This is a genomic window from Lelliottia sp. JS-SCA-14, from assembly GCF_035593345.1.
Lineage (GTDB): Bacteria > Pseudomonadota > Gammaproteobacteria > Enterobacterales > Enterobacteriaceae > Enterobacter > Enterobacter wanjuensis.
This window is the reverse complement of sequence record NZ_CP141606.1, coordinates 2,791,698-2,803,346: the sequence shown is the minus strand read 5'-3', so window position 1 is coordinate 2,803,346 and position 11,649 is coordinate 2,791,698. Positions and strand designations below refer to the sequence as shown.

The 11,649-nt window shown below is 57.7% G+C and carries 9 protein-coding genes; 5 read left to right on the top strand and 4 right to left on the bottom strand.

The window, feature by feature from the left end; genetic code table 11:
* Nucleotides 1–132 precede the first annotated feature (132 nt).
* The gene (locus U9O48_RS13150) at nt 133–1,431 is read left to right on the top strand and encodes a D-amino acid dehydrogenase (RefSeq protein WP_285144286.1); all 1,299 of its coding nucleotides are present in this window, start codon (nt 133–135) and stop codon (nt 1,429–1,431) included.
* A 12-nt stretch (nt 1,432–1,443) separates the two neighbouring features.
* Nucleotides 1,444–2,514 (top strand): catabolic alanine racemase DadX, encoded by a 1,071-nt coding sequence (dadX, locus tag U9O48_RS13145; RefSeq protein ID WP_282494594.1) that lies wholly within the window; start codon nt 1,444–1,446, stop codon nt 2,512–2,514.
* Nucleotides 2,515–2,627: 113 nt separating this feature from the next.
* Here dadX and U9O48_RS13140 read toward each other — a convergent pair whose 3' ends face one another.
* Together U9O48_RS13140 and ldcA are read right to left on the bottom strand one after the other, a co-directional pair.
* Nucleotides 2,628–4,361, bottom strand: coding sequence for a potassium/proton antiporter (locus U9O48_RS13140; protein ID WP_095282324.1), 1,734 nt, complete (start codon nt 4,359–4,361; stop codon nt 2,628–2,630).
* Nucleotides 4,362–4,458: 97 nt separating this feature from the next.
* Nucleotides 4,459–5,373 (bottom strand): muramoyltetrapeptide carboxypeptidase, encoded by a 915-nt coding sequence (ldcA, locus tag U9O48_RS13135; RefSeq protein ID WP_324722640.1) that lies wholly within the window; start codon nt 5,371–5,373, stop codon nt 4,459–4,461.
* A 111-nt stretch (nt 5,374–5,484) separates the two neighbouring features.
* Here ldcA and emtA point away from each other — a divergent pair, with 111 nt between their 5' ends.
* Complete coding sequence (gene emtA, locus U9O48_RS13130) at nt 5,485–6,096, top strand: membrane-bound lytic murein transglycosylase EmtA (protein ID WP_282494592.1); 612 nt, start codon at nt 5,485–5,487, stop codon at nt 6,094–6,096.
* Between the two features lie 37 nt (nt 6,097–6,133).
* On the opposite strand, the gene ycgR is transcribed toward emtA, so the two are convergent.
* A complete protein-coding gene (ycgR, locus tag U9O48_RS13125; protein WP_324722639.1) occupies nt 6,134–6,865 on the bottom strand; it encodes a flagellar brake protein YcgR in 732 nt (243 codons plus the stop codon).
* Nucleotides 6,866–7,073: 208 nt separating this feature from the next.
* Between ycgR and U9O48_RS13120 the strand changes: the two genes are divergently transcribed.
* On the top strand, nt 7,074–7,328 hold the full coding sequence (locus U9O48_RS13120) for a GlsB/YeaQ/YmgE family stress response membrane protein (protein ID WP_282494590.1): 255 nt from the start codon (nt 7,074–7,076) through the stop codon (nt 7,326–7,328).
* A gap of 110 nt (nt 7,329–7,438) precedes the next feature.
* On the top strand, nt 7,439–9,541 hold the full coding sequence (locus U9O48_RS13115) for a TonB-dependent siderophore receptor (protein WP_285144290.1): 2,103 nt from the start codon (nt 7,439–7,441) through the stop codon (nt 9,539–9,541).
* A gap of 107 nt (nt 9,542–9,648) precedes the next feature.
* Here the strand turns inward: U9O48_RS13115 and U9O48_RS13110 are convergent, their stop codons facing one another.
* On the bottom strand, nt 9,649–11,340 hold the full coding sequence (locus U9O48_RS13110; protein ID WP_324722638.1) for an alpha,alpha-trehalase: 1,692 nt from the start codon (nt 11,338–11,340) through the stop codon (nt 9,649–9,651).
* Nucleotides 11,341–11,649 lie beyond the last annotated feature (309 nt).

Below are 11,649 nucleotides of genomic sequence, written 5' to 3'. Positions count from 1 at the left end.
AACCGCTATCCCCGCTGGCTGGGGAAGATGTGAGATAAGTCACCATAAAAAAGTCGTATGTTGAATAATATTTTCAACTAGGTTATCAATCTGTAATTAGAAGATTGTTCTTTTGCTCATAACGGAGTGGCTATGCGAGTTGTCATACTGGGAAGTGGGGTTGTCGGCGTCACCAGCGCCTGGTATTTAAGTCAGGCAGGGCATGAGGTGACGGTCATCGATCGCGAACCGGGACCGGCACTGGAGACCAGCGCGGCCAACGCCGGGCAGATCTCCCCTGGCTATGCGGCTCCGTGGGCGGCACCGGGCGTACCGCTGAAAGCCATTAAATGGATGTTCCAGCGCCACGCGCCGCTGGCAATCAGCCTCGACGGCACCCAGTTTCAGCTCAAATGGATGTGGCAGATGCTGCGCAACTGCGACACGCGCCATTACATGGAAAACAAAGGCCGCATGGTGCGTCTGGCGGAGTACAGTCGCGACTGCCTGAAAGAGCTACGCCACTCCACCGGAATTGAATACGAAGGACGGCAGGGCGGCACGCTCCAGCTCTTCCGCACCGCGCAGCAGTATGAAAACGCCACCCGCGATATCGCCGTGTTGCAGGATGCGGGCGTGCCGTATCAGCTGCTCGAAGCCAGTCAGCTGGCGCAGGTGGAACCGGCGCTGGCAGAAGTGGCACACAAACTGACGGGCGGGTTGCGTCTGCCGAACGACGAAACCGGCGACTGCCAGCTCTTTACCCAGCGTCTGGCGAAGATGTGCGAGCAGGCGGGCGTGACGTTCCGCTACAACACCGCTGTCGATAAGCTCCTGTACGAAAGCGAAAAAATCTACGGCGTGAAGTGCGGAGAGGAAGTGATCAAAGCCGATGCCTACGTCATGGCGTTCGGTTCCTACTCCACGGCGATGCTGAAAGGCATTCTCGATATTCCGGTCTATCCGCTCAAGGGTTACTCGCTGACCATTCCGGTGAAAGAGGACAACGGTGCGCCGGTTTCAACTATCCTTGATGAAACCTACAAAATTGCCATTACCCGTTTCGATGACCGAATTCGCGTCGGCGGCATGGCGGAGATTGTCGGCTTTAACACGGAATTGCTGCAACCGCGCCGCGAAACCCTGGAGATGGTGGTGCGCGATCTGTTCCCGCGCGGGGGCTTTGTCGAGCAGGCCACGTTCTGGACCGGTTTACGTCCTATGACCCCGGACGGCACGCCGATTGTCGGCCGCACGCCGTTTAAGAACTTATGGACCAACACCGGCCACGGAACCCTCGGCTGGACCATGGCCTGCGGTTCGGGTCAGCTGCTGAGTGATTTGATCTCGGGCCGCACCCCGGCGATTCCGTTTGATGACTTGAGCGCCGCGCGCTATCAGTCCGGATTTACGCCATCTCGCCCGCAGCATCTGCATGGCGCGCATAATTAACAAGGAGCTGTCATGTCCCGTCCTATTCTGGCTCAGCTGGATCTGCAGGCGCTGAAAAACAACCTGCAGATTGTCCGCCGTGCTGCGCCGGGCTCTCGCGTCTGGTCGGTGGTGAAAGCCAACGGCTACGGCCACGGAATTGAGTCCATCTGGAGTGCGCTCAGTGCGACGGATGGTTTTGCCCTGCTGAATCTGGAAGAGGCGATCCTGCTGCGCGAGCGCGGCTGGAAAGGGCCGATTCTGCTGCTCGAAGGTTTCTTCCACGCCGATGAGCTGCCGCTGCTGGATAAGTACCGTCTGACCACCAGCGTGCACAGCAACTGGCAAATCAAAGCCCTGCAAAACGCCAAACTCCACGCACCGCTGGACATCTACCTGAAAGTGAACAGCGGGATGAACCGTCTCGGCTTCCAGCCGGATCGTGTCCATACGGTATGGCAACAGCTGCGCGCCCTGAAAAACGTCGGCGAGATGACGCTGATGGCGCACTTCGCCGACGCCGAAAAACCGGATGGCATCAACGATGCGATGGTGCGCATCAATCAGGCAGCGGAAGGGCTGGAGTGCGCCCGTTCCCTGTCGAACTCCGCCGCCACGCTCTGGCACCCGGAAGCCCATTACGACTGGGTGCGGCCGGGGATTATTCTCTACGGCGCATCGCCGTCGGGCCAGTGGCAGGACATCGCTAACAGCGGCCTGAAACCGGTGATGACTCTGCGCAGTGAAATTATCGGTATTCAGACGTTAAAAGCGGGCGACACCGTGGGGTATGGCAGCCGCTATCGCTCGACGGGCGAGCAGCGCATCGGCATCGTGGCGGGCGGGTATGCGGACGGCTATCCGCGCATCGCCCCAACGGGCACGCCGGTGTGGATCGACGGAGTGCGTACCGGCACCGTCGGCACGGTTTCGATGGATATGATGGCGGTGGATCTCACCCCGTGTCCGCAGGCAGGCATCGGTTCGCCGGTGGAGCTGTGGGGGAACGAGGTTAAAGTCGATGACGTGGCCGCAGCGGCGGGGACAGTGGGGTATGAGTTGTTGACCGCTCTGGCGCCTCGTGTACCAGTGGTGACGGTGTAACTTCTTGCCGGATGGCGGCTTCGCCTTATCCGGCCTACGGTTCTGGTTTCCCCCTCTCCCTGTGGGAGAGGGTCGGGGTGAGGGCACCAGACCGCACTTCACCCGGCACAAAACTACTCCGGCTCATCCTCCATCGGACGCACACCCACTTTCCGCACCGCGTTATCTTCTTTCTCGGCGACGGTCCAGATCATCCCGGCAAACTCCACCTGGTCACCCACGACCGGCGCGGCACCCAGCAACTGCTGCACAATCTCGCCCAGCGTCTGCTGCTTATCGCGATACTCCAGCCCTTCGTCCAGGCCGTAAATCAACGCCACGTCGGCAAACTTCGCGTTGGCTTCCAGAATAAAATCGCCAAAGAAACGCTGGTCCAACGCCACCGGCGGCGACTGGCTGAACAGCTTCCCGAGCGCGGGCAGATCCGTTTCACGCCCAATCACGCAGAGAATATCCCCCTCGCGCAGACGGGTGCTGCCCGTCGGGTGCAGCAGGGCGTTATCGCGAAACAGCGCCGCAATCCGCGTTTCCGTCGGCATATGCAGGTCGCGAAGCGACGCGCCCACGCACCATTTATCGGCGCTCAGCTGGTAAACAAACTGCTCCCACGGGTTTTCCGGATGAATATCCAACCCGACGCGTGAAACCGGCAGCCCAACCGGCGGCACCACCACTTTGGCTTTTTTCGCCGCCCATCCGAGAGACGTCCCCTGGAACAGAAGCGACACCAGCACCACGAAGAAGGCGACGTTGAAGAACAGGCGGGAGTTATCCAGACCAGCCATCATCGGGAAGACCGCCAGAATGATCGGCACCGCACCGCGCAGGCCCACCCAGCTGATAAATATCCGCTCGCGCAGGTTAAACCCGCGGAACGGCAGCAGCCCGGCGAACACCGACAGCGGTCGGGCGAAGAAGATCATCCACGCCGAGAGGATAAGCGCCGGAATCGCAATCGGCAGCAGATCCGACGGCGTCACCAGCAGGCCGAGCACCAGGAACATGCCGATTTGCGCCAGCCACGCCAGGCCGTCGAAGTTCTGCAAAATGGCGTGGCGGTTACGAATCGGACGATTGCCCAACAGGAAGCCGCACAGATAAACGGCGAGAATACCGCTGCCGTCCATCGCTGTAGTCAGGGCGAAAATGAGGATCCCGCCGCTCAGGGCCAGCAGCGGATACAGCCCGGCAGGCAGGGAGATACGGTTAATCATCTGCTGCAGCAGATACCCGCCGGAAAGGCCAATCACAATCCCGAGGCCAAACTGCTGGAGAATATGCCAGGCAAACATCCAGCTCAGGCCGGTTTCGTGCGCCTGAATCATCTCGATCAGCGTGATAGTGAGAAACACCGCCATCGGATCATTGCTGCCGGATTCAATCTCCAGCGTCGAGCCGACACGTTCGTTGAGCCCTTTACCGCCGAGCAGAGAAAAGACCGCCGCCGCATCGGTCGAGCCGACAATGGCGCCGATCAGCAAGCCTTCCATGATATTTAGATGAAACAGCCAGGCGGCCATCATCCCGGTCAGGCCGGAGGTAATAAGAACGCCAACGGTCGCCAGCGACAGCGCCGGGCCGAGTGCCACGCGAAAGGAGCTGGCCTGGGTGCGCATCCCGCCGTCCAGCAAAATGACCGCCAGCGCGAGGTTACTCACCATGTAGGCGAAGGGATAATTATCGAATGGAATACCGCCGATGCCGTCGATACCCGCGAGCATGCCGATGGCCAGGAAGATAACAAGGATAGGTATGCCGAGACGCGAAGAAAATGAACTTAATAAAATACTGCAGGTTACTAATACTGAACCCAGAATGAAAAGACTGATTATCGCTGCGGCATCCAATGTTGTCTTACTCCCACCTCAATGTTGTGACTGTTACTAAAACCCTATCATATTAACGACAGAAACAGCGTTTTATTGAGGTGGAAATACGGCTTTTTTATGCCTTTAAGACAGGATGACCGCTCAGAGTTAACCGGCTTCCCGCCTGCGAGTGCGAAAGCGTCGCCTGAGCGCCAAGCGGCAGCGTCACCGTCTGCTGTTCGTGACCAAACGCCAGCCCGCTGATGACCGGAATATTCACGCGCGTACGCAGATAATCGATCATCGTTTCAAGCGTATAACCCGCATCGTAATCGTTCGGCGTCGCGCCGCTGAAACTGCCCAACACCACGGCGCGCTGACGGTCGAGAATACCCGCGTGCTTCAGCTGCAACAGCATACGTTCGACGCGGAACGGATGTTCGTTGATGTCTTCCAGCACCAGAATGCCGTTGTCGACTTTAGGCAGCCACGGCGTGCCGATAAGGGACACCAGCATCGCCAGATTGCCGCCCCACAGCTGTCCCTGGGTTTCACACGCCGGGCCATCGCCTTGCCACTCGACGCTAAACGTTGGGTTTTGCAGCGCGCGCCAGAAGTGCTCTTCGGTAAAGGCATTCAGCTCCGGCGCGCCGAAATTCCCCGCCAGCATCGGGCCGCTAAAGGTGATGACGTTATGCAGGGCCAGCAGCCCGAGCTGAATCACCGTGAAATCGCTGTGACCGCAAATCAGCAGCGGGTCCTGCTGCTGACGGCGGGCCAGTCCGTCCCAGTCGATCGCGTCCAGCAATCGGCTCGCGCCGTACCCGCCGCGCACCGCCAGAATAATCTGGTTTTTCCCCTTGAGGGTGGCCAGGTCGTTGATATCAGCCACTCTTTGCTGTTCAGTTCCGGCGAAACGCTGCAGACGGCGGGGGATAATCGTCTGATGAGCGACCCTGTGGCCGGACGCTTCCAGACGCTGCACGCCAAGCCGGGCGGCGTCCTGGTTAATGCAGTACCCGGACGGGGCAACAAGATGAAACTGAGACATGGCAAATCCTTGCTGAATGAGAAACTAAATGCCTATATCATGCCGCCTGTATGCGGTCTGCTTCAAGGGGCGGATGCTTAACCGCGATGATCGGCTATAAGGATAGATGACGTGAAATTGAGATGGTTTGCTTTTTTGATTGTATTGCTGGCGGGCTGTAGTTCAAAACAGGATTATCAAAATCCGCCGTGGAATCCGGAAGTGCCGGTTAAACGCGCGATGCAGTGGATGCCGATCAGCGAACAGGCCGGTAAGGCGTGGGGCGTCAGTCCGCGTCTGGTGACGGCGATCATTGCGGTCGAATCCGGCGGCAACCCGACGCTGGTGAGCAAATCCAATGCGGTGGGCCTGATGCAGCTTAAAGCTTCCACCGCCGGGCGCGAAGTTTACCGCTACATGGGCTGGAGCGGACAGCCGTCCACCAGTGAGCTGAAAAACCCGGAGCGTAATATCTCCATGGGGACCGCCTATCTGAGCATTCTGGAACACGGCGTGCTGAAAGGCATCGAAGATCCGGAAGTGATGCAGTATGCGCTGGTGGTGTCGTACGTGAACGGAGCGGGGGCGTTACTGCGCACCTTCTCGTCGGATCGCAAAAAGGCCATCAGTGAGATTAACGGCATGGACAAAGACGAGTTCTTTGATCATGTGGTGAACAATCACCCGGCACCACAGGCTCCACGCTATATCTGGAAAGTGCAGAAAGCGATGGATGCCATGTAATGCCGTAGCCGGGCAGCGAGCCGCTGTCCGGCGCGTTTCAGAGCACCTTATTCGCGCGCTCCCGTGCTTCTCGCTCCAGCGAGAAAATAATTCTCTGCAGTTCCCTTTCAGCCCCAGGCCCGACATTCAAAAAGCGAAAGCTCAGCCGCGGTGTGGTGATGGTCTCATTTTTGCTGTCCACAACCTTGCGTTCGCTGATAGCAATCAGCTGCGCGTCAAAGTAAAAACGTCCCCAGCCAGCCATATCCAGTTCAATCTGTGAAAAACGCATCCCTTCCACCAGTCCGTCCGGTCGTGGTGTGTCCATCAGTGCGCCCATCCCGCCGAGTGACAGGTCGAAGAGGCGAAAGCGGATCTCTTTTTTGTCCGGCATTTTGGCCTTACAAAAATAGGAAGGGTGCAGCGGGGCGTTAATACGGAAATACTCCCGGCGCTGGACGAACCACAGGCTGTCCGGCAATGGAGTAATAAACGCCGGCAGATTGAGATATTCGCCTTGTTCCACATGCGGCAGGACAAATTCAACCTTCGCCCCTTTGGTTTCTGCCAGCACGGAGATGTTTTTCGCACACAGTACCGCCCGGTTCTCATACTCCTGGCTGCCGAGGTCAATCACCAGACGCTCCGGTGTCGCTTCCAGGATCCTGCTGATGAACTGATTTGTAGCCCAACTGATGCGCACAGGCACTTCGCCCTTGTGCAGGTCGCGTAATACACCTAATACAGCCAGCGGATTTTGCTTCAGGAACTGCTCACTGTAATTACTCACGCCGAATGGCTCCTCGATTGTCTGACGGACTGTCCCAGAAGTATCGGCAATGGTGAGCGGAACTTAATACAAACCGGTGATTTTTTTTCAAAATTGAGAGGTAATTAAGTCGGTGAGAAGAAAACGGTTTTAGCGCGGTGACCTATACTTAAGTCACTTGCGCGAAACATTTTCAGCGCATGCATTTCATCTGCAAGAGGGCATCGCAATGGGTATCATCGCCTGGATTGTCTTTGGTCTTATCGCCGGCGTTATCGCAAAATTCATTATGCCGGGACGTGATGGTGGCGGTTTCATTCTGACCTGCGTGCTGGGGGTCATCGGTGCGGTAGTCGGCGGCTGGCTGGCGACCATGTTTGGCGTCGGTGGCAGCGTCAGCGGCTTTAATCTGCACAGTTTCCTGGTGGCCGTCGTGGGCGCAATCGTCGTCCTGGCGGTTTTCCGCCTGCTCAGACGGGCATAAACAGCGAAACGGCTCTCACTGAGGGCCGTTTTTTTTGCCCCCATATTGCTTTGTTAATCGAAATGAGAATAATTGTCGTTCTTTGTATCATCTAATAATAAGACGACAATATGAACACCTCGCGTTTTGCAGTATGTGCGTTGGCAGGAGCCGTTTCACTGGCGTTGCAAACCTGTGCGTTTGCGGAAGAATCCACGATAGTCGTGACCGGATCAGAGCAGGGCAGCGCGCTCCCGGAATGGACCAACAGTGCCACCAAATCAGCGGTGGCCGAAAGTAAAACCCCGCAGGTCATCAACACCATTTCCGCCACCGAGATCGAACAGCGCCACGCGAATTCGGTCAACGAAATCCTGCGCTATGCCCCTGGCGTGTCGACGGAAGTGCGCGGCAACACCTCCTACATGAGCGAATATAAAATTCGCGGATTCACCGTCGAGCAGGAGTATTACAACGGCCTGCAGCTGCCGTACAACGTCACCGGGAACACCAAAGCGCGCATCGACCCGCTGCTGATCGAGAGCGTCGATATCCTCAAAGGCCCGGCTTCGGTGCTCTACGGCGGCGGCTCGCCGGGCGGGCTGGTCAATATTCAGGGCAAAAAACCGCAAAAAGCGGCGCAGACGGAAGTGGGCTTTACTACCGGCACGCGTAACCTGAAAGAGGGGTATCTCGACTCCACCGGGCAAATCGCCACCAGCGACTGGAACTACCGTCTGCTGGGTAAAGCGACGGAGGGCGACGATCAGCCGCACACCACCCGCACGGAAAACTACCTGGTGGCCCCGTCCGTCACCTGGCAGCCGGACAGCAAAACGCGCCTGACCCTCGACGCGCTGGCGCAAAACTCCCCGAGCCTGACGCCGTCTAACCCGCTGCCGCTCTCTTACCTGCGCTCGAAATATGCCGATCGCCGCGATTATGCGGGCGACGAGTGGAGCGGTTTCAAACAGCGCCAGTGGATGCTGGGCTACAGCTTTGAACACGAGTTCGACAGCGGCTGGGGATTCAACCAGAAAGCGCGCTATTTCGATGTGGACACGCACCAGCGCAGCATCTACTCCACCGGACCGGGCGCACAAGTCTATGAGCTGAACCGCTTTGCCTACACCACCGATGAAGATCTGCAGAGCTTTAATATCGATAACCAGGTCACCAAAACGCTCGAACTGGGCGACTGGAAACATCATCTGCTGGCGGGGTTTGACTATCAGAAGCTGAACTCGCACTTCCACTATCGCTACGCGTCGAACACGCCGGGCATCGACATGCGCGACCCGGACTACTCGCAGGTGAACGACGGGGCGCTCGGTCTCTATACCGCGCAGAAAAACCGCCTGAGCTATCAGCAGAACGGCTACTACCTGCAGGACCAGATTGAATTCGGCGGCCTGAACCTGCTCGGCAGTCTGCGCTACGATGACTACCGTTCAGTCACTACCGATTATCTGCAAAACGGTGATAAAGCCTGGGTGTCGCAGGATCGCGTCACCAAACGTCTGGGGGCGCTGTACGCCTTCGAGAACGGCATTTCACCGTTCATCAGCTACTCCGAAGGCTTTGCGCCGGTCTCACCGCAGGGCACGCTGACGGCGAAAGACGTCAAACCGACCACCAGCAAACAGGTGGAAGGCGGGGTGAAATACCTGCTGGAAGAGTACGCGACCACCTTTACCGCCTCGGTGTTTAACATCCGCCAGAAAAACGTGGTCACCACCGATCCGGGCTTCCTCAATTATCGCCAGACTGGCGAAGTGGAGTCGAAAGGGGCAGAGCTGTCGGCCATCAGCCGTCCAACGGATAACCTGACGCTGATTGCCAACTACGCCTACACCCACGCGATAAACACTGAAGATGAGAAGTACAAAGGCAAACGCCCGACGCAGGTGCCGGAAAACGCCTTTAATCTTTGGGGGGATTACACCTTCGACAGCACGCCGCTGAAAGGGCTGAACCTCGGCGCAGGGGCGCGCTACACCGGTCCGATGGAGATCGCGCCGACCAACGATCGGGGCAAACTGGGTGGCACCACGCAGTACGACCTGGCCGCTTCGTATCAGATGGGTGAAATCATGCCGTCGCTGGCCGGGCTGACCCTGAAAGCCAGCGCGCAGAACATCACCAACAAAGAGACCTTCACCTGCTACGACGCAACCAACTGCTGGATTGGGCGGGATCGCACGGTACAGGTGGGGGCGAGTTATAGTTTCTGAGTTTTCCCCTCACCCTAACCCTCTCCCCGTGGGAGAGGGAACTCGCTTGCTTTTCTCCCTCTCCCCGTGGGAGAGGGCCGGGGTGAGGGCATCAGACCGCACAACCCCTACTTCGCCGCACTCTTCTCCACACCCGCCACATCATCGTTCGCCGCCGGCTGCGTCGCCGGCAAGCTGTCGCACGGTTTCTCTTTCGGGCACACCAGGTCCAGCATCTTCAGCGTCACGCCGTTGGTCCAGCCGAAGCCGTCCTGCAGCGGATACTCACCGCCGCCTCCGCCGGTCCCGGTGGTTGACACATCATATTTCTCCACCAGTTTCTGCTCGCGATCGTAGGTGTGCTGCACGTTGGTCAGGAAACGCCAGGTCACATCCATCGCCACTTTCTTGTGACCATAGTTCTGCAACCCTTCGGCGGCTACCCACTGCAACGGTGCCCAGCCGTTAGGCGCGTCCCACTGCTGCCCGCTGTTAATCGTGGTGGTGGTGACACCGCCCGGTTTCAACAGGCGCGAGGCGGTAGCGCTGGCCACCTTATCCGCCCGCTCTTTGGAGGCCGCGTTGACATACAGCGGGAACAGGGCGGCGGCGGTCAGCTGATTGCGCACCTTTTTGCTCTTCAGATCGTAATCCGCATACCAGCCCTCTTTGTCATTCCACAGATGGCTCTCAATCGCTTTTTGTCGCGCACTGGCCAGCGCTTCATAGCGGTTAGCTCGCTCTGTATCCCCTGATTCCTGAGAAGCTTTCGCGAGCAGTTTTTCCATCTTGAACAGCAGGGCGTTCAGATCCACAGGCACGATGCTGGTGGTGCGAATAGTGCCGAGTTTTTGCGGATCGTCCATCCAGCGCGAGCTAAAGTCCCAGCCGGACGCCGCGGCGGAGCGCAGGTCGCGGTAGATCTCAGTCGCCGGGCGGTTCGGATTATTTTTGGCGGTGTTGACATCATCCAGCCAGGATTCCGGGCGCGGCGTGTCGCGATCGTCCCAGTAGCGATTGAGAATCGATCCGTCATCCAGTTTTACCACTCGTTTGTTGGCCTGACCGGGCTGCAGCGTCTCCACGCCTTCCATCCAGTAGCTGTACTCTTTTTCCATCTGCGGCAGGTAAGTTTTCAGCGCGTCCTTGTCGTGCGTCGCCAGCAGCTCGACCATCAGGGCGAAGAACGGCGGCTGGGAGCGGCTCAGGTAATAGCTGCGGTTACCGTTGGGGATATGACCGAAGTTGTCCAGCTCATAGCCGAAGTTCGCCACCATATCGCTGATTTTGTCCCAGTGATCGCTCTCCGCCAGCCCCAGCATGGTGAAATAACTGTCCCAGTAATAGACCTCGCGGAAACGCCCGCCCGGCACCACGTAAGGCTTCGGCAGCGGCAGCAGGGAATCCCATTTGTCAGCCTTATCGGTGGTGCGCGTCAGCACCGGCCACAGCCCGTCAATATGCTCGCGCAGGCTCTGTCCGGCAGGGGGAACGTACTTCTCACCTTCGCCCGGCAGGGTGAAATTCACCTCCACGAAGTGGCGCAGGTCAAAACCGCGCTGCTGATGCTGCATACGATAATCCGCCAGAATCATCAGCGGATCGCTTTTCGGTACCGCATCAGCGAAGGTTTTTTGATCGGGGAACAGTTTGGCGCTTTGCACGTCGCTAAACAGGGGGCCGAGCAAAATATCTGGCGACTGTTTTTGCCCGGAAGGTAACTCATCAGCAACGCTCAGTGCAGCGACGCTCAGCAGCGCGCACCCTAATGCCACGCGCAGCGCAAGCGGTGCGGGACGGCGCATGTCGGTTCTCGTCATCGGTCTTCTCCTTTTTATTCGCGAGCAGCGTCGCCGCTGCCGTCAATCACCTGAAAACCTTAGACGAATCTGACGGGTTTCGCGTGTCGAACCTCCCATTTTTCACAGTTCCAGACTCTTTACCCGTATCAGGATAAGCGGATATTTAATGTTAATAGATTTACATGGTTTATTAATTTTAAATATTAATAGGCGCCGTAATTATATTTTTTATTTTTCGTTATGGGTTGCCGTAATTATAAGTGTGATCTCGCGCGCGCTCCGTTATTGAATTTCTCACTAAAGGCTTCTTCACGATCACATAAATAA

Excerpts from the sequence above, each read along its gene's own strand:
- dadX (WP_282494594.1), top strand. The coding sequence starts at position 1,444 with ATGTCCCGTCCTATTCTGGCTCAGCTGGATCTGCAGGCGCTGAAAAAC.
- U9O48_RS13115 (WP_285144290.1), top strand. The coding sequence starts at position 7,439 with ATGAACACCTCGCGTTTTGCAGTATGTGCGTTGGCAGGAGCCGTTTCA.
- U9O48_RS13150 (WP_285144286.1), top strand. The coding sequence starts at position 133 with ATGCGAGTTGTCATACTGGGAAGTGGGGTTGTCGGCGTCACCAGCGCC.
- U9O48_RS13120 (WP_282494590.1), top strand. The coding sequence starts at position 7,074 with ATGGGTATCATCGCCTGGATTGTCTTTGGTCTTATCGCCGGCGTTATC.
- ldcA (WP_324722640.1), bottom strand. The coding sequence starts at position 5,373 with ATGTCTCAGTTTCATCTTGTTGCCCCGTCCGGGTACTGCATTAACCAG.
- U9O48_RS13110 (WP_324722638.1), bottom strand. The coding sequence starts at position 11,340 with ATGACGAGAACCGACATGCGCCGTCCCGCACCGCTTGCGCTGCGCGTG.